At 37.0% G+C, this 22,312-nt stretch carries 25 protein-coding genes and 1 riboswitch; all 25 genes read left to right on the top strand.

Annotation, left to right across the window (positions count from 1 at the left end):
• On the top strand, positions 1-747 hold a 747-nt coding region (locus tag GQR54_RS15355), incomplete at its 5' end, for a flagellin (RefSeq protein WP_166378768.1).
• 122 nt (positions 748-869) lie between these two features.
• Positions 870-2,174, top strand: coding sequence for a flagellar filament capping protein FliD (gene fliD, locus GQR54_RS15350; protein WP_166378766.1), 1,305 nt, complete (start codon positions 870-872; stop codon positions 2,172-2,174).
• A 9-nt stretch (positions 2,175-2,183) separates the two neighbouring features.
• On the top strand, positions 2,184-2,576 hold the full coding sequence (fliS, locus tag GQR54_RS15345) for a flagellar export chaperone FliS (RefSeq protein ID WP_166378764.1): 393 nt from the start codon (positions 2,184-2,186) through the stop codon (positions 2,574-2,576).
• Between the two features lie 210 nt (positions 2,577-2,786).
• Positions 2,787-3,104, top strand: coding sequence for a hypothetical protein (locus GQR54_RS15340; RefSeq protein WP_166378762.1), 318 nt, complete (start codon positions 2,787-2,789; stop codon positions 3,102-3,104).
• Entirely contained in the window at positions 3,101-4,429 is a 1,329-nt protein-coding gene (locus GQR54_RS15335) for a flagellar hook-length control protein FliK (protein WP_240918953.1), read from the top strand. The genes GQR54_RS15340 and GQR54_RS15335 overlap by 4 nt, the downstream gene beginning before the upstream one ends.
• Positions 4,430-4,455: 26 nt before the next feature.
• On the top strand, positions 4,456-4,899 hold the full coding sequence (locus GQR54_RS15330; protein WP_166378760.1) for a flagellar basal body-associated FliL family protein: 444 nt from the start codon (positions 4,456-4,458) through the stop codon (positions 4,897-4,899).
• A 12-nt stretch (positions 4,900-4,911) separates the two neighbouring features.
• Positions 4,912-5,634 carry a FliA/WhiG family RNA polymerase sigma factor gene (locus tag GQR54_RS15325; RefSeq protein WP_166378758.1) on the top strand — a complete coding sequence of 241 codons (723 nt, stop codon included), beginning with the start codon at positions 4,912-4,914 and terminating at the stop codon, positions 5,632-5,634.
• Positions 5,635-5,651: 17 nt separating this feature from the next.
• A complete protein-coding gene (motA, locus tag GQR54_RS15320) occupies positions 5,652-6,515 on the top strand; it encodes a flagellar motor stator protein MotA (protein WP_166378756.1) in 864 nt (287 codons plus the stop codon).
• A gap of 2 nt (positions 6,516-6,517) precedes the next feature.
• Positions 6,518-7,510 (top strand): flagellar motor protein MotB, encoded by a 993-nt coding sequence (locus tag GQR54_RS15315; protein ID WP_166378754.1) that lies wholly within the window; start codon positions 6,518-6,520, stop codon positions 7,508-7,510.
• Positions 7,503-7,901 (top strand): PilZ domain-containing protein, encoded by a 399-nt coding sequence (locus GQR54_RS15310; RefSeq protein ID WP_166378752.1) that lies wholly within the window; start codon positions 7,503-7,505, stop codon positions 7,899-7,901. Before GQR54_RS15315 ends, GQR54_RS15310 begins: the two co-directional genes overlap by 8 nt.
• Positions 7,902-7,928: 27 nt before the next feature.
• Positions 7,929-8,852: a FliM/FliN family flagellar motor switch protein gene (locus tag GQR54_RS15305; RefSeq protein ID WP_166378750.1), complete on the top strand. Its 924-nt coding sequence runs from the start codon at positions 7,929-7,931 to the stop codon at positions 8,850-8,852.
• Entirely contained in the window at positions 8,845-9,183 is a 339-nt protein-coding gene (locus tag GQR54_RS15300) for a FliM/FliN family flagellar motor switch protein (protein WP_166378748.1), read from the top strand. Before GQR54_RS15305 ends, GQR54_RS15300 begins: the two co-directional genes overlap by 8 nt.
• A gap of 3 nt (positions 9,184-9,186) precedes the next feature.
• Positions 9,187-9,939 (top strand): flagellar type III secretion system pore protein FliP, encoded by a 753-nt coding sequence (gene fliP / locus GQR54_RS15295; protein ID WP_166378746.1) that lies wholly within the window; start codon positions 9,187-9,189, stop codon positions 9,937-9,939.
• Positions 9,936-10,205, top strand: coding sequence for a flagellar biosynthetic protein FliQ (locus GQR54_RS15290; protein ID WP_166378744.1), 270 nt, complete (start codon positions 9,936-9,938; stop codon positions 10,203-10,205). Before fliP ends, GQR54_RS15290 begins: the two co-directional genes overlap by 4 nt.
• Complete coding sequence (gene fliR, locus GQR54_RS15285; protein WP_166378742.1) at positions 10,202-10,981, top strand: flagellar biosynthetic protein FliR; 780 nt, start codon at positions 10,202-10,204, stop codon at positions 10,979-10,981. Before GQR54_RS15290 ends, fliR begins: the two co-directional genes overlap by 4 nt.
• Positions 10,982-10,984: 3 nt before the next feature.
• Positions 10,985-12,115 (top strand): flagellar biosynthesis protein FlhB, encoded by a 1,131-nt coding sequence (gene flhB, locus GQR54_RS15280; RefSeq protein WP_166378740.1) that lies wholly within the window; start codon positions 10,985-10,987, stop codon positions 12,113-12,115.
• A gap of 16 nt (positions 12,116-12,131) precedes the next feature.
• Positions 12,132-14,207 carry a flagellar biosynthesis protein FlhA gene (gene flhA / locus GQR54_RS15275; protein ID WP_166378738.1) on the top strand — a complete coding sequence of 692 codons (2,076 nt, stop codon included), beginning with the start codon at positions 12,132-12,134 and terminating at the stop codon, positions 14,205-14,207.
• A 166-nt stretch (positions 14,208-14,373) separates the two neighbouring features.
• Positions 14,374-14,455: riboswitch (cyclic di-GMP riboswitch) on the top strand.
• A 101-nt stretch (positions 14,456-14,556) separates the two neighbouring features.
• Positions 14,557-15,435, top strand: coding sequence for an OmpA family protein (locus GQR54_RS15270; protein WP_166378736.1), 879 nt, complete (start codon positions 14,557-14,559; stop codon positions 15,433-15,435).
• A 20-nt stretch (positions 15,436-15,455) separates the two neighbouring features.
• Positions 15,456-16,769 carry a sigma-54 dependent transcriptional regulator gene (locus GQR54_RS15265; protein ID WP_166378734.1) on the top strand — a complete coding sequence of 438 codons (1,314 nt, stop codon included), beginning with the start codon at positions 15,456-15,458 and terminating at the stop codon, positions 16,767-16,769.
• Positions 16,770-16,785: 16 nt separating this feature from the next.
• Positions 16,786-17,109: a flagellar hook-basal body complex protein FliE gene (locus GQR54_RS15260; protein ID WP_166378732.1), complete on the top strand. Its 324-nt coding sequence runs from the start codon at positions 16,786-16,788 to the stop codon at positions 17,107-17,109.
• A 9-nt stretch (positions 17,110-17,118) separates the two neighbouring features.
• Entirely contained in the window at positions 17,119-18,852 is a 1,734-nt protein-coding gene (gene fliF / locus GQR54_RS15255; protein WP_166378730.1) for a flagellar basal-body MS-ring/collar protein FliF, read from the top strand.
• Positions 18,833-19,852: a FliG C-terminal domain-containing protein gene (locus GQR54_RS15250; protein WP_166378728.1), complete on the top strand. Its 1,020-nt coding sequence runs from the start codon at positions 18,833-18,835 to the stop codon at positions 19,850-19,852. The genes fliF and GQR54_RS15250 overlap by 20 nt, the downstream gene beginning before the upstream one ends.
• A 2-nt stretch (positions 19,853-19,854) precedes the next feature.
• Positions 19,855-20,490, top strand: a complete 636-nt coding sequence (locus GQR54_RS15245; RefSeq protein WP_166378726.1) for a FliH/SctL family protein — start codon at positions 19,855-19,857, stop codon at positions 20,488-20,490.
• Entirely contained in the window at positions 20,480-21,832 is a 1,353-nt protein-coding gene (locus tag GQR54_RS15240) for a FliI/YscN family ATPase (RefSeq protein ID WP_166378724.1), read from the top strand. Before GQR54_RS15245 ends, GQR54_RS15240 begins: the two co-directional genes overlap by 11 nt.
• Positions 21,822-22,238 carry a hypothetical protein gene (locus GQR54_RS15235; RefSeq protein WP_166378722.1) on the top strand — a complete coding sequence of 139 codons (417 nt, stop codon included), beginning with the start codon at positions 21,822-21,824 and terminating at the stop codon, positions 22,236-22,238. The genes GQR54_RS15240 and GQR54_RS15235 overlap by 11 nt, the downstream gene beginning before the upstream one ends.
• Positions 22,239-22,312 lie beyond the last annotated feature (74 nt).

The following is a 22,312-nucleotide window of genomic DNA, read 5'->3' as shown; positions in this document are numbered from 1 at the left end:
TCAGCGAAAGATGACGCTGCAGGCCTACAAATAGCGTCTCGCTTAAATGCACAAGTAAAAGGCCAAGAAGCGGGTTTGTACAACGGCGCGAACGCGATGTCGATGATGCAAACAGCAGAGGGCGCGTTTGATGAGATGACGAACATTGCTTACCGCATGAAAGAGCTTGCGACACAAGGTGCGAGTGATGCAAATGGTACTACTGAGTGGGCTGCGCAAAGTGCAGAGTACGATGCTCTAGCTAAAGAGCTAAGCAGTATTATGACAAATACTTCTTTTGGTGGTACAGCGTTATTGGATAAAGCTACTGGTACGTTCGGTTCAGCCCAAGCAACTGCAAGAACAACTGATGTTACTTTTCAGGTTGGCTCTAGTGCTGCTGAAAAACTGGTTGTTGATATTGATGGTGATTTAGATACTGTTGATACCGCAATTACGGGGTTTGCAACTTCCTTTACTGATGTTGCAACAGCGCAAGCTGAGTTGGCTAAAGTTGATGGCCTAATTGCGGCAGTCGGCACGGCTCGTTCATCACTAGGTGCATCAATGAATCGCCTTGAGCACACAATGACGAACGTAACAAACATGAAAGAAAATACGCAAGCAGCTTCATCTACGTTAATGGATGCTGACTTTGCAGCTGAAACGTCAAACATGACTAAGCAGCAGTTGTTAATGAACTCTGGTATTTCGGTATTGAGTACTGCTAACAGCACAACGCAAATGATTGGTTCATTACTTCGTTAATTAGATACTCTAATTAAAATGAAGTACATTAATGACCGCTACAAACATGGTTTATAGCGGTTATATAAATAAACGCTTTAATTTAAAGTTTTTATTTATATAAAAAACTATTGGGGAATAAAATGAGTTTATCAGCACTAGGTATTGATCCGGCTAATTTGGCTAGTCAATATACACAAATTGAGCGTGCCTCAAAAGATCAGCTTTTAAGTAATAAAAGTAGTGAATTTTCTAGTAAAATAAGTGCAATTGACGGTTTGAAAAGTAACTTGACAAGTTTTCATACGAGTTTAGAAGGCAACTTAGACAGCGACAGTAGTTTTTTAGCAAATTCGGCCACTGTAACAGATGAAGATGTACTAAATATAACAACAAGCAGTGCATCACCTGGCGAGTATGATATTTTTGTTGAGCAATTAGCACAAGCGCACCAAGTCGCATTGAGCTTTGATACCAGTATTCCATTAAGTACCAATGGCGAGCTAAATATTGATTTGGCAGGGGACTCGTTTACTGTTGATTTATCAACACTTGCAGCAGGTGCCTCGTTAAGTGACCTAGCAAGTGCTATAAATTCACATGTTGACAATAAAGGTGCTAAAGCAAGTGTAATTCGCTCAGGTACTGATACATTTTTAGTGATGACGAGTGAAAAATCTGGTGCTGCAAATCAAATTGCAGTTAGTTTTTCACCAGATTCTACAGCTCCGGATGCCAATGGAAGCAATGTAGCTAGCGCTATATCAGGTATTAAAGAACTCACAGCAGCACAAGACTCTATAATAAAGTTAGGTGCAACTTCAGCGATTACAATTACTTCAACAACAAATACATTAGAAGATGTTATTGAAGGGGTAACGTTAAATCTAACAAAAGCGCAGAGTGCTGGTGATAGCCCTGCTCATATCTCGGTTGGCCAAGACCTAGAAAACACTAAAAAAAATATCCAGAGCTTTATTGATGCATTTAATAACTTATCAAGTAGCATAACTACCAACGACAATTTAAAAAGAGATAGCTTAGCAAGTAGTTTAGCTCGCTCATTACGTAACGATTTTCAAGGAACATTTGAAGGTAAAACCCTTTATTCTGTAGGAATTGAGTTTGACCGTAGCGGTAACTTAACAATTAATAGTGACAGATTGGAAGATGCACTTAACTCTGATCCTGAATTACTAACTAAAATGCTAACCGGTGATAATGGGGTTATGTCGAAGTTAGAGAAAAGAATCGAGCCTTACACTAAAAGCTACGGCTTGATGACAGATAAAAAAGATACCCTTCAAGCAAGTTTAGACATTATAACTAGGCAGCAAGCAAGTCATAATTCGTCAATGGAACAAGTATACCAGCGTTATTTATCGCAATTTACACAAATGCAACAGACTATTGCGCAATTAGAATCTACAATGGGTCAATTTGGTTAGGGACTAATTATGTTAGATTTAAATGATGGCTTTTCAGCTTATAAAAGCACATCGGTTGATGCCAAAGCGGCCAGTGCAGATATACATAAACTTGTTTTAATGTTGTTTGATGGTTTTTTAGATGAACTCGAAAGAGTCGCGGGCCATATTAATCAAAAGCGTTATGATAAAAAGGCCGAAAGTATTGAAAAGCTAATGCGTATTTTAGGTGGATTAGAAGCATCTCTGGACCTTGAAAAAGGTGGCGAAGTTGCTCAAAACATGCAAAAGCTTTATGAGCATTGTGGGCAAGCTTTACTTCAAGCAAGTTTGAAAAATGATTTGTCGTTTATTGATTCTACTCGCATTGTGATGACCAACTTACAAGAAGGCTGGCAAGGTTTAGGCACACAAATAGGGTAGAGCACTTGATAAGTAATATTAAACCAGCTGATTTTGCTGGTTTTTTTTTGAGATGTTTATTACAAACGCTTCCTCTGAACTTCCGCTACGGAAGGTTGGCTTCCGCTTTGTGGGGTTTTATACGTTTTTGTTTAATAAAAACAGTACATTAAAGTTGGCTTGTTTTTTGCTTTAATATCGTGTTGTTTATTCATAGGTTTAGTGCTGTTCATGGTTTTATCAAGTAAAGAAACTGAAAAAAAAATAGAGCAGTTACTGACGTACATGGAACAAGCTGTGCAAGACGGTAATTGGTTTAAGGTGAAACAAGCCGATAAAAAAATGCATTCGTTACTTAGCGTATCGCAAACTATGCCATGGTTTAATTCAATAGAGCCACAGCGAAAATTATTAAAAAAACGTTATAAAAATATAATTAATTTAATTGCTAAACAGCAATCGGTAGTTAAAGTGAAAATGCAAAACCATCAAGAAAATAAAGAAGGTATTGCTGCTTACAAGGAATTCTCTGAAGGAAGTAACTTATGAATGTTCAATTAGGCAATGCCGCACCTAAAGCTGAGTTTGAAAGTGTAAATAGTAAAAGAGTTATTGCAAATACTCCAACGTCAGAAGAAGCCGAGGTACAGGGTAAAGAATTTAATGAACACGCTTTAGCTAGTCAAAAAGAAATGGATGAAGGCAACACTATAAATGATGTTGCTGATGACGAGGTTACTGGTGATGAATACGTATCTGCAGAATCAGCTGATGTAGATGAAAAGTCTGAAAGTCATTACTTACTCAATCCAATTCAAAAACAAAAAATCGCCGAGCCTGAAGTTAATTTACAAGGCTTAGCTAATATGGACCAAGGTTTAACTAATGAGTCGTTAACGCAAGATGCATTACTAAGTACTCCCACCAATGAAAGTGCAATAGAACTTCCATTGGCTGAAAACCAAGATGCTCAGGCCAAAATTAACACCTCAACAGGTAATATGGTCTTAAACTCTTTGGAAAATAACAGTATTTCTAGCGAGCTCTACCTTGGTATAAATAGATTAAATTCAAATAATATACATCACTTTACGCCTGAAACATCAAGCTCTATTGCGCAGTCCATTAGTGCTGATTTAAATATGCTTGTTAGTAAGGCTAATGCTTCGAGTGAAATTGCTCAGCCAATGTTAAATAAAGCAATACAAGTGCCTGTTACACAAGGAGAGTTCCGCTCTTTAAGTTCGCAGCCTAATGCTGATAGTGTGACAATTTCAGATATAAGTGATGAACAGCTTGTAGTACGTAAAAACGAATTAGTAAAGCATTCAATTAATGCGCTTTCTAATGGCGCTTTTAGTATTGAAAATCGTGATTTACTAAATAATAAAATGCAGTTCCTTAGTGCAGCTTCTAATAATGTAGCGGTAGTTGATACATTTGAATGGCGACAAGAAAAACTTAAAGGGGGCCCTAATGAATGGGGTCAGCGGTTGCTTAATGTGTTAGGTGACAAGGTTAATCTGCAAATTGGCCAGCAAGTACAACGTGCTCAAATAAGGTTGGATCCTCCTAATTTAGGTCGAATTGAAATTTCAATTAGTGTTGATGGTGATAAAACATCCGTTAATTTGGTGACCAGTAACCCACAAGTAAGAGACGCTATTGCTCAAACATTAGATCAGTTAAAGCAAACGCTTTCTCAAAATGGCAGTGTTTCAGTTGATTTAAGTTTTAGTGATAAGCAGCAAGAGCAAAATAATAACTCTGATGATGAAAGGGTGGCTGAGAACTTTTCATTTACAGATAACTCTGAAATAGACGCTACAGAACAGTCAAAAACATCGTCTGATTGGTTAAATAGATTAGTATAATTAATATTGATTAAAGTGAGATAAATGTGAAAAAAATATTGTTAGGAATTGGCGCTTTAATTTTGATTGCGGGCGCTTTTTTTGCCGGTAAATTACTCGATAGTAGTCCTAAAGTTGATGACAGTGCTGATACTGTAACTACCCAAGTGTCAGAATCTCAGTACCATGAAATGGAACGCTTTATAATTAGTGTATCTGATGATAGTTATGCACGGTATTTAGTTTTAGATTTAGTACTGGTTATCCCTCCAAGTATTGACAATAAATTAGATGCAGAAAAAGTAACACCATTATTGCGTAATGTATTAGTAAAGCAGTTTGCTAATATGAGTCATGCTGATGTTAAGGTTTTATTTAAAGATATAGATGCAGTGCAAAAAACGTTATTAGAGGAATTTAATATGGTTTTAAAAAGTAAGATATCTTTAAAACTAGAAAATGTACTCGTTACCAATGTATTTATTCAGTAAGGTGCATTAAGCATGTTACTGAATGAAGAGTGGGGTGAGATTGAATCAGACTCGTTTGTAACGCTTTCACCGGCAAAAGAAACTGAGTTATTAGCTCAGTATTCTTATTTAGTTAAACGAGCTGCTGCGCATATGCGAACACAAGTTGGTGTGCTTGTTGATAACGATGATATTCAGCAAATTGGTTTAGTCGCATTACTTACTTCACTTAGGCGCTATGGTCGAGATATAGATGAAAAGTTTACGGCTTTTGCGTTTAAGCGAATTCGTGGGGCAATGCTTGATGAGTTTAGGCGCTTAGACTGGAGACCTAGACAGTTAAGGCAACAGTCTCATAAATTACGAGATATGACGCGTACCTTAAGAAAAGAATATGGCCGTGAAGCGACAGATAGCGAATTATGTGAAGCACTAAATATTAAGCACGATGAATTAGTGCAATTACAATATAGCGGCCAAGCAGAAACAATTGAGAGCTTGGAGAGTCTACTTGAAGATAATCCTAAATTACCTATAAGTACATCAGACTCTGAAAGCGACAACGATACTGCGTTAATGCTAAAAAAGGTAATGGGTGAGATGAATACTCGCGATAAATTACTTTTACAGTTGTATTACACGCATGAAATGAATATGAAAGAAATAGCGCTAACACTTGAACTTACAGAAGCACGAGTTTGCCAGTTACATAAACGCGCACTCGAAACTCTAACTAGAAAGCTTCAACAAACATAGTATCTGAAGGATAAAGAATGCAAAGAATTATAGGTTTAATTGTTGTACTTGCTGCAGTATTGGGCGGTTTTGCTTTTGCTGGAGGCAATGTTGCTACTATGTGGCAACCTGCTGAGTTTGTAATAATTTTAGGGGCGGGTGTAGGCGCACTTATTGTTGGCAATTCTAAATATGTTTTAACCGAAATGTTAAGTCAGTTAAAATATCAATTTATAAGTGGTAAAGGGAGTAATTCTTCAGAGCTTTATCATGACCTGTTGTTAGTTATTTATTCGCTTTTAGATTTAGCCAGAATTAAAGGTATTAAAGGCCTTGATGAACATGTAGAAAACCCAGAAACAAGTTCTATTTTTCTAGCTTACCCTAAGGTTTATGAGTTTCCTCAACTTGTTACCTTCATTTGTGATAACTTGCGCTTATTTAGCATGGGTAAAATTACATCTCATGATTTTGATGCAATGTTAGAGCAAGAGATTTATACCATTGAAGAGCAAAAATTAAAGCCATCTCATGCATTGGCAGGTATTGCCGAAGCGATGCCTGGTTTTGGTATTTTAGCAGCCGTGGGCGGCATTATTATTACAATGCAACATTTGGATGGGGCATTAAGTGAAATTGGCTACCACGTTGCTGCAGCATTAGTAGGTACATTCATTGGTATATTTGCTTGTTACTGTTTAATTGCTCCTTTAGCTTCTGCAATGGAGCAATATGTAAAAAAACAAATGGCCATGCTTGAGTGTGTAAGGGCAATGCTTGTAGCTCACGCTAAAGGGCATGTTCCTATCGTGGCTACTGACTCGGGTAGAAAATTAATAAATGAAGAAGTTAAGCCTACTTTTACCACTATGGAAGAGTGGATAAATAATAAGGCTGCATAGTTATGGAAAAAACTAATGAAATAATAATAAAAAAAGGACGCAGAAAAGTAAAGCATGCAGCGCATGGCGGTGCTTGGAAAGTTGCTTTTGCCGACTTTACATTAGCTATGATGGCCTTTTTTATGGTGTTGTGGATTATGGCTATTACGAATGAATCTGAGCGTGTTGAAATAGCTCATTATATGAGGACTCATTCAGTGTTTGATGGTGGGCCTGCTATTTTTGACCCTCAAAACAGTCCTTTTCCTGTTGATTTAGGCGGTTCGCCGTCAGTAATAAAACACTTAGAATCAGGAGATGTACCTCCGGACTCTCCTAAACCAGGAATGAGTGAATTTTTACAAGTTCCCAAGGGCGATATAGACCCTAAAGCAGGTAAAGGTGATAAACTTAACTCGGTGATTGATAGCGACTTTAAAGCGTCGTCTGAGCTAAGTTTATTATTGAAAAGCTTTCAAGATTTATCGAAAGAAGATTTGTTAAAAAATAACTTATTAGTGGAAGAGGTCCCATCGGGATTGAGGGTCATTATTAGAGATAATGATAGTCATAAAATGTTTGAACGTTCTAAAAATGATATGACACCTTTTTTTGAAGATTTATTTTTACATCTTGGTGGGTTATTTCGTGATATTGACAATAAAATAATTATTTCAGGACACAGTGACGCAAGTGCTTTTAAAGATGGCAGCTCAAGAAACTGGGACCTATCTGGTGAAAGAGCGCAGCAAGCAAGGAAAATAATGACTGCAGGAGGGATGCCCACTAAAAGTGTATTACAAGTAAATGCATTTTCTTCAAATCGTCCCCTCAATAAAGATAACCTATTAGCTAGTGAGAACCGACGAGTAGAGTTGTTGATTTTAACTAAAGATGCAGAAGAAAAGCTTAATGCATTATTTAATGACAACAACATTGAGAGTCCTGTAAATAAATCAGTTAAAGCAGCTACTGCTAATAAACCTGTATTACGCCTAGAAGGTGGTTATGAGTAGCCAAATTGAAACAAAACGCAATTATAAACGTTGGAATTTAAATCCTAAAGACAACTATGAACCAGAAGCTATTCAACGAGGTGGAGTTGGTGTCCAGTTATTACGCAATTTTTTCATTGATATTTCGATTTGCCATGCAGTTGCCAAAGATATAAGTGTTGGTGGAGTAGGTATATTAGTACCCGCAGAAAAGACAATACCCAATACACTTACTGTTGTATTCGATGAATATAGCCGATTAGCGGGAAAGGTGATGTACCGCCGCCAAGTTAATGAGAAGCTAATGTTTTTAGGGGTTGAATGGACATCTAAAAATGAATCAAAACGAAGCGCTATTGTGAAAAGATTACAGCAACAAGCTCAGTATAGAAAAGAGCAAGGAAAGAAATGATGAAACTAAACTGGGGAAAGCTTTTGTATGCATAAAAAGTCAAATGTTAGGCCTAAGTTAATTAAAGCTAAAGATGCAGGGAGCTTTACCGCTTTTCCTCTTACAATAGAGCAGCGTACTTTAGATCATGCAATAAAAAAAGCTGATGAAATAAAAGTTAATATGCGAAAAGTTTTCGAGCTAGAACTCGCCCAACTTTTCAACGATACGCGGTTTGATATTGATATTACCCAATGTAGTAAAGGTGTAATTGAAAGCTGGTTTAAAGAGTCGCCACGTATTTTTATTGAATGCCCTTTATTTGTTCCTGATGAGGACTCAGCTTACTTAGCGCTTGACTATAAAAGCGCTCATAAGACGGCAGATTTATGTCTTGGTGGGCAGTTTAATAGCTTAAATCCTTCAGCTGATGAGTCAGTTGAGCTTCCTGCTGAGTTGAGCTCTACAGAAAATAGAATTTGTTGCCGCTTATTGCAAAGGCAAGTTCAGGGGCTGCAGAAATTACTATTTAGAGAGCGCTCAGCTTTACTAGGCGAAGTGCAAAAATATGAAAAACACCCAAACCCATTAAACTATATAGCTTTTAAAGTTCGTTTTATTTTAGAAAACGAAGTTATCAGCTGGTTTCTTTGGTTGCCTATATCTTTTTTTAGTGAAAATAAACAGAATATTAAAGATAAAAGTACTTCACCTGAAAACATATCAATGAACGCTTGGCCACAGTTTTCTGTACAAGGAAAAATTGAGATGGCAAACAAGAAAGTAACTCTTAAGCAATTAAAGAAATGTATGGATGGAGAACTTTTGCCTATAGAGCTCAATGAACTTGCATTGTTTAAATTAGGTAAGAAAAATATATTTAAAGGTCAAGTGGTAGAGCAAGACTCAGGCTTAGCATTTCAAATAACAGAATTAACAAATAAAGAAACGAGTAATATAAATTATGAATGAAAATCTTGATAGTGCCTTAGCTGGCTTAGACTTAGATGGAATGGATGAGTTTGAAAATAAATCAGTTGCGCAAGGTAATGCTGAAAATATGTCATTTTTCCAAGATGTTCCTTTATTAGTTACTTTAGAAGTTGCTAGCACAGAAATTACACTGGGTGAGTTAAGCCAAGCTAAAGACGGTGATGTTTTGCGACTTGACAAAGTTGCTGGCGAGCCTTTAGATGTTAAAGTTAATGGGGTTTTCTTTGCTAAAGCTGAAGTTATTATGGCTGAAGGCAAGTATGCGCTTAAATTTATAAAAGAAGATGCTCCTGAGCAAGAGGAAGCATAAGAAATGAATAAAAGCGTAATTTTTAAGACTGGTTTACTTTTAATCTTACTTTTAATACCAGGCTGGTTAAATGCCGAAGAACTTACGCTATTTTCTTTAAAAGATACTGCGCAAGGCCAAGACTATAACGTTAAGTTGCAGATTTTGTTACTTATGACGGTATTGAGCTTGATCCCTGCTTTATTGATGGTACTTACTTCATTTACTCGAATTATTATTGTATTAGCAATTTTAAGACAAGCTATGGGGCTTCAACAAAGTCCGCCGAATAAGATTCTAATTGGAATATCGTTAATGTTGACGATGTTAATAATGAGACCTGTTTGGCAAGATATGTATCAAAATGCGTATAAGCCATTTCAAGCTGAAACTATTGGCTTAGAAGAAGCACTAGCGAGGGCTGAAAAACCACTTCGTACTTTTATGTTAAGACAAACTAGAGAAAGCGAACTTAGACAGGTTTTATTAATTGCAAACGAACCAACAACATTAACTGCCCAAGAGATCCCTTTTGAAGTATTAATGCCAGCGTTTGTACTTAGTGAGTTAACAACAGCCTTTCAAATAGGTTTTATGTTATTTATTCCTTTTTTGATCATTGATTTAGTTGTAAGTAGTGTGTTGATGTCAATGGGTATGATGATGTTGTCACCCTTAATCATAAGTTTACCTTTTAAACTTATGGTGTTTGTTTTAGCGGATGGTTGGTCAATGGTTGCAGGTACGCTAGCCGCCACCTTTGGTATGTCGCCATGAGTCCAGAAATGGCTGTAGAGCTTATTGCTTCTGCAGTTTATACAATTATTAAATTGATTTTAGTTTTAATTGTACCGGGGCTGATTTTAGGTATTGTTGTAGCAATAATACAAGGTGCGACCTCTATACAAGAACAAACACTGACTTTTTTACCAAGAATGTTACTAACTCTATTAATGGTAGTTTTTGCAGGGCACTGGATGCTTCAAATACTTGTTGATTGGTTTGATAAACTCAAATTTATGATTCCCGGAGTCTTCGGGTGAGTTCGTTAATATCGCTTACTGCGGGTGATTTAGTTAGTTGGATAGGCATGGTATGGTGGCCTTTTGTGCGCTTTTCTGCACTATTATGGTCCATGCCTGTTTTTGATAATCCAGCAGTGACGCCGCGCTCACGAATACTCCTTTCGATGATGCTTGCTTTTTTGGTTGCTCCACAATTACCCCTTGCCCCCGCAGTTGATATATTTTCTTTGGATGCTGTTATTTTAACAGCGGAACAAATTATTTTTGGCGTAATGATGGGGCTTTCACTGCGAATGCTATTTGAGGTTATGGCGATCATTGGGCTTATATTATCAATGCAGATGGGCTTATCTATGGCATTGGTGATGGACCCAGGAAGTGGAAACCAGGTTGCATTACTAGGGCAGTTATTTTGGATTATGGGGGCATTATTATTTTTTGCTGTCGATGGTCACTTAATTACTCTAAATGTAATGGTCGAAAGCTTTAATGTTTTCCCAATTGGGAGGAGCATTTATGAATTTAATATCCAGTCAATAGTAATGCTATTTAGTTGGATGTTCTCCTCTGCATTGCTTCTTTCGCTACCCGGTATTATAGCCATGTTATTGGTCAACCTTACATTTGGTGTTGCTAGTAGAGCGGCCCCGTCACTTAATATATTTGTATTGGGTTTTCCTATGTCCCTTTTGATGGGATTTTTTTGTGTGTTTATGACGTTAGAATATATGGGAAGTGCTTTCTCTTCCTTGGCGTATCATGTACTCACTGTTTTTTCACAAGCGATGCAATAATTTATGTCTGAAAATAGCTCCCAAGAAAAAACAGAACAACCCACAGAGAAAAGGTTAAAAAAGGCCAAAGAAGATGGTCAGGTAGCTCGTTCTAAAGAGCTGAATACGGCCATACTGTTGATGGTTGGTATTTCAGGTTTACTCTGGTTTTCAAATTTATTTTATACATTATTTGTAAATTTGATGAATACGAGTATGCAGCTCGATCACAATATTATAAATAATACTAAAATGATGCCTATTGCCATGGGTAGGGCTGTAATGGATATGATCTCAACTTTAACACCATTTTTGTTTTTATTATTTTTAGCTATGTGGATTACAGGGATTTTGCCGGGCGGCTTCGTTTTTTCAATGAAATCAGTATCCCCTAAGTTTAGTAAGCTAAACCCGTTAAAAGGTTTAGGTAAAATGTTTGGGACACAGTCATTAGTAGAACTGGTTAAATCTATTCTAAAAATCAGCTTATTAGCGATTTGTTTATATGTATTTTTAACCAAACTATGGGGGCAACTAATGTTTTTGCAAAGCTTAGACATTAAAGTCGCTATAGGACAAGGTATTGAATTACTCTTTTTGTCATTAATGGTTACAGTGACATTATTGTTATTTATTGCCGTAATTGATGTTCCTTTTCAGCAACATCAAATCTCTAAAAAAATAAAAATGACGCATCAAGAAGTAAAAGAAGAGAGGAAGTCTTCTGATGGTAGTCCAGAAATTAAAAACAAAATAAGACAAATTCAATATCAGCAAGCAAATCGAAAAATTGAAGAACGAGTTCCTACTGCCGATGTGATTGTTACTAATCCAACTCATTATGCTGTTGCAATTAAATATAGTGAAGGAGCAGCTAAAGCTCCTTATGTTGTTGCAAAAGGAGTTGATGAAATGGCATTACGCATTAGAGAGGTAGGACGTCAAAATAATAAAGAAATCATAGAGCTTCCGGCTCTTGCTCGGGCGATATATTTTTCTACCAGAATTGACCAAGAAGTTCCAAATGGTTTATATACAGCTGTAGCGTACGTTTTAACTTATGTTATGCAGCTAAAGGCTTATAAGCAAGGTCGTGGGCAGCCTCCGGCCCCATTACCTGAATTAAAAATCCCTAAAAATTTACAAAAATCTTAGATGTTGGAGTCTTAATTTGAACTGGCGCAGTTTTACTCGGCCTTATACAGCCATTCCTTTAATACTTTTGGCTATACTATCAATGGTTATTTTACCATTGCCAGCATGGCTATTAGATGCATTATTTACATTCAATATTGTTCTATCAGTTATTGTTCTTCTGGTAGCCGTATCCTCAAAGAAACCATTAGATTTCTCTGTATTCCCTACTATTTTACTTGTTGCCACCCTAATGAGGCTAACCTTAAACATAGCCTCAACTCGAGTTGTGTTATTACATGGACATGAAGGTTCTGACGTAGCTGGCCGGGTTATTCAAGCTTTTGGTGAAGTTGTAATAGGTGGCAATTATGTTGTTGGTATTGTTGTTTTTATTATATTAATGGTAATTAACTTTGTAGTAATAACAAAAGGTGGAGAACGAATATCTGAAGTTGCAGCTCGCTTTACATTAGATGCAATGCCAGGTAAACAAATGGCAATAGATGCAGATTTAAATGCAGGTTTAATAGGTCCAGAGCAAGCAAAAGAAAGACGAGCAACAATTGCCCAAGAGGCCGATTTTTACGGATCTATGGATGGTGCGTCAAAGTTTGTTCGAGGAGATGCTATTGCAGGCTTAATCATCCTAGTAATTAATTTACTGGGTGGTGTTTCTATTGGTGCATTCCAGCATGGTCTTAGTTTAGCTGAAGCTTTTCAGCGCTTTGCATTACTTACTATTGGTGATGGCCTTGTAGCACAAATTCCTTCACTTTTACTTGCTGTAGCGGCGGCTATCATTGTTACGCGAATGAACGATGAAGGGGATATGAGTGAAACAGTTGGTAAACAACTGCTTGCATCTCCACGAGTTATTTTTACCGCAGCTTTAATTATGGTAGTCCTGGGCATTGTACCAGGCATGCCTACTGTGGCGTTTTTGGGTTTTGCAATTCCCTTACTCTACGTTTCTTGGCGATTACAAAGGTCACTCCCCACAACAGATCTGCTCGAAGCTGAACAAATAACTGACTCTATTTTAAGTGAGCAGCAAGCTAGCTTAGAGTGGGGAGATATTTCTCATGTCGATAAATTGTCAGTGGAGTTAGGGTTCAGGCTTGTTTATTTAGCTGATAAAAATAAAGGCGAGGAACTGGTTAAAACTCTGCGAGGTGTAAGAAAAAACCTGTCAGAGCAATTAGGGTTTTTATTACCTGAAATCCGAATTAAAGATAATTTAAAGCTAAATCCTCAAGAATATAAAGTTAATCTAACAGGCGTTCCCGTTGCAAACGGTTTTTTAAATGCCAAAGAACTACTCGCTTTAAACACCGGAGATGTTTATGGAACTCTAGACGGAGAAATTACAACCGATCCGGCTTACGGACTAGAAGCAGTTTGGATTAAAGACGATAGCAAAGCTAAAGCTTTAAATATGGGTTATTCAGTTGTAGATCTTGGTACGGTAATTGCTACTCATACTGGTAAGATTATTAAAGAACACTTAGATGAGCTGTTTAGTTACGAAGATGTTCAGAGATTAAATGATAGATTGAAAGAAATTTCACCTAGTCTGGCTGAAACTTTTGAAAAATCATTATCGACTAACTTACAGCTGAAAGTTATTCGGTTATTACTGCGAGAACATATTAGTATCAAAGACATTGTAACTATAGCAGGAACTTTAATTGATAGTGTTGAAGTAACAAAAGACCCTATTTTATTGGTTTCTGATGTTCGTTGCGCATTACAAAATGTATTAGTAAAACAGGTGATGGGTAATAAAGAAGAGCTTGCCGCTTACAGTCTTGATGAAAAGCTTGAAAGTACAATGCAAAGTTCACTAGATCAAGCGATGCAGGCAGGAAAAGTGGCATTAGATAGCTTTCCTGTTGATCCTAATTTATTAGGGCAATTTCAACGGATGATGCCCTTACTTGTTGATGACATGAAAACAAGGGGGGTGACTCCCGTTTTAATCGTTATTCCTCAGTTGAGGCCTTTGCTTGCTCGGTATGCAAAGAGTTTTACAAAAGGTGGCTTAGTTGTTCTTTCTTATAACGAAATTCCAGACTTTGTGAGAGTTAATGTTCTCGGGTCATTAGGTTAATCTCGTTTATTAGTTATGCTGAATAAGTGATGAACTAAATGCAATTATAGTTGCATTTGGTTCTAATTAACTATAACCTTGAAAATAAAGTAGTCCATATGGGTTACTTTTCATGTTGTGAATTATCACTTTTTAAAAAATAAAAGTAATAAAAGTAAAGTTAAAGTAAATTAAATGGCAAGCTTCACGAAAGTGTAGGACGCAAAGCTACCAGTCTAAGGGATAACTAAGATCGTGAGGCTACATTAACTTAGCGACATCGTTTAATACTATAAATGTATTTTTATACATTTCGCTGTTTATATTAAATAGGACCTAGTTGGTCTATTCAAGGTTGTATGGAATACTCATGAGTTATATTTTCACATCAATTAAACTTTTAGTTTGTTGTCTGTTTTTAATTTTTACAATTAATGATGCAACAGCAAAAGAACAGGTTTTTACTCAAGCTTATGAAAAAGGTTTATGGTCTACACAAGAAAGTTCTTTTTCTTGTCGGTTGAGTCAAAATTTTGACAGCTACGCATCGTTAGAAATTATTCGCGTTCCTGCAGAACCCCAAAAATTAGTTCTTAAATGGCTAATACCAGATAAAACTGTAACTGATGTTCAAGTCCACTCTAAGAAAGCTGATTGGCAGTCGAAAAGTATTTCCCCTCCGCAACTTAATTTATTCACTTCGGATATTGCAAATAATACAGCTACATTTGATATTAATGAAAGCACCTTACTAAGAGTAATAAAACAAGGTGGTTGGCTTGATAGTATTATAGGTTTTGGAGATGAACAATTACGCCTGACATTTACAAACATTTTCAGTAGTGATGTTATTAAGCAATATCAACATTGTTTAACTAATCTATCTCCTTTGTCATGGAAGCAGGCAAGAGATCATGAAATTCACTTTAAAACAGGTAAACGTACGGTTTATCAACAGGACGATTTAGACTTTTTGAAAGATCTTGTCCGTTATGTTTCGCTAGATAAAGGTGTAACTAAAGTCATGGTTGATGGGCACACTGATAATGTAGGTTCTCCTTTAGCAAATCGTCTGCTTTCGAAAGAAAGGGCAGATGATGTAGCTTCAAGATTAGTCGAATTTGGTTTGCCTAAAGGTATGTTAGAAGTGCGAGCTCATGGTCAACGTTATCCTATTGTCGAAAATTCAGAAAAAGGACTAGCGTCCAATCGTCGTGTTTTGATTCGTTTGTTTCGACATTCAAATTAATGTGTTTTGTAGGGGATAAAATGAGCCAAAAGTACCTTTTATGGATAAGTGAACAGCAGCCGGATATTGAGTTTATAGAAATAGTTATATCTGAAAACTTCAAATTTTTGCATACCAATTCTATTGCTGAAGCAGTAAGCCATTGTATTAGTATTAAACCAGAGCTTATTTTTGTTGATGCGGATATTAAAAACATTGAATTAGTTGAATTAATTAAGCTTATCCGCAAAACGTGTCCGATTACTCAAGTAGTCTCACTTGTTGATTCTTCGCAGAGTCAAATTGCGTCAAAGACTATAAATATTGGTGGCGCAGTTGATTATTTATTAAAGCCTTTTTTTGAGCAACAGCTAAAAAATACTATTCGTAATGCTAATTCAATGAAGAACGGCGTTGAAGATTTAATTGCTGTATCGACTAAGTCACAGCAAGTTTTGCGCTTAGCTAACCGGGCTGCACAAACATCAGCAAGTGTGTTAATTAGCGGGGAATCAGGCACGGGTAAGGAAAAGTTAGCTCATTTCATTCATAAAGCTTCTGAACGTAAAGATAAACCTTTTGTAGCGGTCAATTGTGCTGCAATACCTGAAAATATGCTTGAGGCAATATTATTTGGACATAATAAAGGCGCATTTACAGGAGCCGTTAACTCCCAAGAAGGTAAGTTTGAACTTGCAAATGGAGGAACAATATTACTTGATGAAATAACTGAGCTACCACTTGATTTACAGGCGAAGTTACTGCGTGTTTTACAAGAACGTGAAGTTGAAAGATTAGGTAGTCATCAAAAAATCAATCTAGATATACGGATTATTGCTGCTTCTAATAAAGTACTAAGAGAGCAAGTAGAAAAAGGGTATTTCAGAGAAGATTTATTTTATCGATTAGATGTATTGCCACTTAGTTGGCCAGCACTTCGTGATAGAACAGATGATATTTTACCTTTGGCTCATTATTTCATTAAGAAATACGGTTCATCTGAGTATCATATTAGTAAACAAGCTGAAGACCTTATGCTTTGTTACAACTGGCCTGGAAACGTACGAGAGCTTGAAAATGTTATGCAAAGAGCGCTTGTTATGGCTCGTGGTGCAGAGATTCAATCTGATGATCTCAATCTGCCTAACTGTTTACCTGCGGCAGCTACCTTTTGCTCATCTCAATTGAAAGAAAATAAGAAACAAGCTGAATTTGATTATATTTATAGTTTACTAAGTCGCTTTAAAGGACATAGAACTCAAACAGCTGAAGCGCTTGGAGTGAGTACTCGAGCATTAAGATACAAACTTGCCGCTATGCGTGAATACGGCATTGATATAGATGCAATAGCATAATTTAAAGGAAACCCTAATGTCCCCAATTGAAAGTCAACGATTGATGCTTGGTAAAATGATGGAAATGCAGCAGTTAGCTGCATCTGATCGAATTGAGCCTAATATAATTCCTAATGAAAATGTAAATATAGGTGAAGATTTTAAGTATGTAGTTCGTTCCATAAATGAACAGCAAAATATTGCTGGAGATATGATGAAAGCCGTTGATACGGGACAAAGTGAAGATGTTGTTGGTGCTATGATCGCAAGTCAAAAAGCAAGCTTAAGCTTTTCGATGCTTATGGAAATGCGAAATAAAGTGCTCAATGGTATTGATGATGTAATGCGAATGTCACTCTAGAGGCTGATGATGAAGGGCGAATTAACTAAAGTTCCAGAATTAGATAACAACGACATGAAGCTAAAAGAAAAAGTCGTGAACTTCTCTAATAAATTAAACTTCAATGCTGGTAGTGATAGAAGTATTGCAACAATAGCATTATTAGCAACGCTTGTAGCAGCGACAATCGTATTAATATTATGGACATCAGCAAAAAATTACGTACCTCTTTACGGTAACCAAGAGAGTTATGATAAAGCTAATATTCTTGAGATTTTAGATACTGAAGAAATAACATTTCGAATTGATACCGATAGCGGCAATATTTTAGTTCCACAAGAAAAGTTGGCTGATGCAAGAATTACTCTTGCTGCAAGAGGTATAAAAGCTTCTATGCCAGAAGGTATGGAAAACATTAGTGATAAAGTTTCAATGGGAACTAGTCAGTTTATAGAATCAATGCAGTATCAGCATGCATTAGAGGGGGAACTCGCTCGAACAATCATTAATATGCAAGGTGTCCGAAACGCTAGAATACATTTGGCCGTCCCTAAACGTAGTCTATTTGTCGGTCGTACCGAACAAAAAACTGCAGCGTCTGTGATGGTTGATTTGGCACCGGGGCATGAGTTAAAACCTGGTCAAGTCGAAGCTATTATTGCCTTAGTTATTGGCAGTGTTCCTGGTTTAGAACCTAAATCCGTTTCTGTAGTAGACCAACGAGGTGAACTATTAAGTGGAGATTTATTTGATAACACTCCAGTTGGTAAAGAAACAGATAAAAAGTTAGCATTTACGCAGAAGGTTGAGCGAAATATTGAGCAAAGAGCATCAATAATGTTGTTGCCTATATTGGGTGAGAATAACTTTAGAATTCAAGTTTCCACAGATGTAGATTTTAGTGTAGTAGAGGAAACAAAAGAGCTCGTCGATCCTCAAAATGTGTTAAAACAAGAATTTGTAAAGTCAGATACTACCTTAGACCAATTTGCAGCTGGTATTCCTGGCTCTCTGGCAAATGAGCCTCCTGTGCCAAATGCGCAAGTAGAGGGAGAGGATAATGAGCGAACTTCACAAAGAAGTGAGAGTAATCGACAATTTGAAAATGGACGTTCTGTTACTCATACACAATTTGAAGTAGGTCGAGTTAAATCGATGAGCTTGTCTGTACTTATTAATGAAGGTGCATCTCTAGAAGATGCAGGTTGGACAGATGAACGTTTAGCATCATTAGGTGAAATGGTTAAAAAGGCTACTGGTTATAACGAGGCTAGAGGGGATCAGTTTAATATAACTAGCTTTGCGTTTGTGCAAGAAAAAGTATTAGCCCCTGGTGAAGGGCTTGAATGGTGGCAAATGCCGGAATTCAGAGAATATGCTCGCTATATTTTCGGTACATTAATTAGTATTTTACTTATTCTATTTGGTGTTCGTCCTTTAGTTAACCACTTGATTAAAGGAAAGAGTGCATCTGAATTAGCAGCGTCAACTCAAGACTCAAATAATGTTAGACCTAACGATGTTACAGACAGACAAAGTACTCCACTAGATGATGCAATTAGCTCTAGTGCAAAAGTAAATAGTTTAGGCTCAAAAGATGCAAGCGTTGAACACTCGGCAATATCACTTCCTCAAATAGGTAATGATTTTGAAGAGCAGATTGCTCACATGCAGCTTTTAGCGAGTAGAGAGACAGAGCGTGTAACATCAGTGATAAAATATTGGGTAGAGCAAGGGGTTGAAATTGAATCAAGAAAAGCTTGATAAGGTAACACCGTTACCGGCATTAGACAGAGCTGCAATTTTATTGTTAAGCATGGGCGAAGAAAATGCAGCCAGTGTTATTCGCAAGCTAGGTCGCAGGGAAGTTCAGGCTATCTCAGAAAGAATGGCTAAAATTTCTAACGTTACTCAAAAAGAAGTTGCCTCTACCTTAGGTGAGTTTTTTGATTGCTACCGAAATGAAAGTGGTGTTAATGGCGCATCTAGAGCTTATCTAGAAAAAGCATTAGATAAAGCTGTAGGTAGGAAATTAGCAAAAACAATGCTTGATGATATTTATGGTGGAGCTATGAACGATGATTTACGTCGTCTAGAGTGGATCCCTCCTGAGCTTATTGTTCGTTTTCTTGAACAAGAGCATGTACAAATGCAGGCTTTATTTTTAGCTTTTTTACCGCCAGAGCAAGCATCTGCCATTATCGCTTTATTCCCTGAATCGAAGCATGACGATTTACTTTATAGGATTGCCAGCTTAAGGGAAGTTAGCGAGCATGTAATTGATGATGTTCGTTTAACTCTAGAGGCATGTATTGAATTCGTTGGGCGCCAAGTTGGAGCTCAAGTTAACGGCGTAGATAAAGCTGTTGAAATTATGAATCGTTATAACGGTAATAAGAGTCAAATTATCGAAATGATGAAAAAGCACAACAGTACTGTTGCTGACGAAGTTCAAGAGAAAATGTATGACTTCGATAGTTTGGCGAAACAAACAGATGAGACATTAACTCAGTTGTTAAATGATATTCCGGATGAGTTATGGGTTATGTCACTAAAAGGTGCTGAGAGTGAGCTTCTTGAGAGAGTTTTAGGTTCATTACCTAAGCGACTGGCTCAAGTTTACCAGCAGCAGATTGAAGGTTTGACATCTCAGCCTGTAAGCAAAGTTAGAGCAGCCCGAAAAGAGATCATGTCAATAGTAAGAGATATGACTAAGCGAGGGGAAATAGAATACCGCTTGTATCAAGAAGAAACAGCAGGATAATTATGACTGAAACATTTCGTTTTCCTGTTTTAAACAAAATAGAGCAGCAAAAAAACCTCCATGAGCGTTTGGAAGCTGCTGAACGTGCGGGTTGGCAAAGTGGATATGAAAAAGGGCTCGAGCAAGGCGCGTTAGATAAGCAAAATAATTTGGAACAACAAGTTGAGACTAAGGTTGAAACCTCGGTCAATGAACGCCTAGAGTCTGAAAAAAAAATATTAGTAGATCATTTTAATGTGATTTTTGAAAAAACTAATAACGAACTATTGGCACTTTCTACTGATTTAAAAAATGACATTACTCAAATAATTACTAAGCTGGCTGAGTTTGTCATTGATAATGAGCTTAAAATACAGCCTGAAATAAGGTTGGGATTAGTAGAAAAAGCGATAGAACTTCTTTCAGATAGAGATGTTGTCACAAAGATCATTTTTTCTTCAGCGGATAAAGAATGGTTAGATTCAGCTGTATTAAAAAACTTTGCAATACCGATTCAATTTGATGATGAACTTATCTCTGGAGACGTTGAGTTAATTGCTGAACAACAAACACATAGTTTTTCTTTTTCTCAGCGTTTACAAAGTTTGCTCGATACTATTATCCCTGAAATATTAAGAAATGATTCAGATGAACAGTGATTTAAATTCCCGTTTAAAATCAGCCTTAAATATACTCACAGCACCCCCTTTGATTCAAAGCTATGGTCGCCTCATTCGAGTTAATGGTTTAACTTTAACTGCCACAGGCGGCCAATTTGCTATTGGTGAAAAGTACCAAGTTGAGAGCGTGGATGGGGTTTGGTATGACGCAGAGGTTATTGGTTTTCACCAAGACGAAGCGTACTTGATGCCTTTGAAAAAGGCGCAAAATTTATGCTCTGGGGGGCGAGTACGTCCTGCTGCTAAAGTTTCTACAGTCGCTATTTCTGAAAAGCTACTTGGCCGTGTTGTTGATGCGCAAATGCAACCAATCGACAACTTAGGCGATTTAGATAAAGACGAGACCGTTAATTTATCTAAATTACCGAAAGATTATTCACTAACACCCTTAGAGCGTAAAGGTGTAACCGAGCCTTTAGATGTTGGCATAAGAGCAATAAATAGTTTATTTAGTGTTGGAAAAGGGCAGCGGTTAGGTTTATTTGCAGGCTCTGGTGTTGGTAAAAGTAAGCTTTTAGGTATGATGACACGATATACATCGGCTGATGTTGTTATCGTGAGCCTTGTTGGTGAGCGTGGCTGGGAAGTTAAAGAGTTCATTGAACAAAGTTTAGGTAAAGAAGGCTTAAAAAAGGCGATTGTTATTGCTTCCCCAGCGGATGATTCGCCTTTATTGCGTATTAAAGCTGCAGAATTAAGTCATCGTCTTGCTGCTTTTTTTAGAGATAAAGATTTAAATGTATTGTTGTTAATGGATTCTCTAACGAGGTATGCACAGGCTCAACGTGAGATTGGTTTATCAGTAGGTGAATTACCAGCTTCAAAAGGTTATCCACCTTCAGTATTTAGCAAGCTTACACAACTTGTTGAGAGCTCAGGTAATAGCGAAAAAAGCAAAGGGTCAATGACGGCGATTTATACCGTACTTGCTGAGGGAGATGATCAACAAGATCCAATTGCCGATAATGCTCGCGCAATACTCGACGGCCATATAGTGCTTGATCGAACATTAGCTGAAAAAGGTCATTACCCAGCAATAAATATAGGGGCATCTATTAGCCGTGTTATGCCCAATATTGTTACACCAGAACAACTTGAATACTGCTATAAGTTAAAAAAATTATACAGTCGGTATATGCAAGTGCATGAGCTAATTCCACTGGGTGCTTATCAAGCGGGTAAAGATCCTGAGCTTGATAGTGCTGTTGCACTTTACCCTGAAATTGAATCATTTTTGTGCCAAGGTCTTAATGAAAAAGTAGATTTTGTTCAATCATGCATACAATTAAATGAAGTGATGAGTAAGTTGAATGTTAAATAAGTACCTAGTTATACAAAAAGATAAACTCGATCTTATGCTCGCTAAACAAACTCAATTGCAGTTAAAAAGTTTAGAAGAACAGCAACGTTTAGCTCAACTGCAATTGCATATTAATAGTATGGACAAAAGCAGGCAGATGAAATCAGCTATTAGTTTACAAAACCTATCTGGAATGAAAGGGATCCTTAGTGGTTTGTCTAATCAACAAAGTACACGCTTGAAGGATTCTCAACAGGATGAGCTGCGACAGCAACAAGCTTGTTTAAAGCAAATGACCTTCAATAAAGGAATTGAAGGAATAGTAAAAAATAGAGTTTCGATTAAACAAACCTATGCTAATAAACAAGAAGAGAAAGTATTGGATGAGATGGTTAGCCAAGCTTATATCCGTCAACTTTACAAATAGTTTAGAGTCATTTTATACTAGCTTGTTTTAATTTATTCCCCCTCTACTGATACCTTTTTTTGTTACAATGCCTG

The organism is Pseudoalteromonas sp. Z9A4 (assembly GCF_011378845.1).
In the GTDB taxonomy this organism is placed as follows: Bacteria; Pseudomonadota; Gammaproteobacteria; order Enterobacterales; family Alteromonadaceae; genus Pseudoalteromonas; species Pseudoalteromonas arctica.
This window is presented reverse-complemented; position numbering and strand designations above follow the sequence as displayed.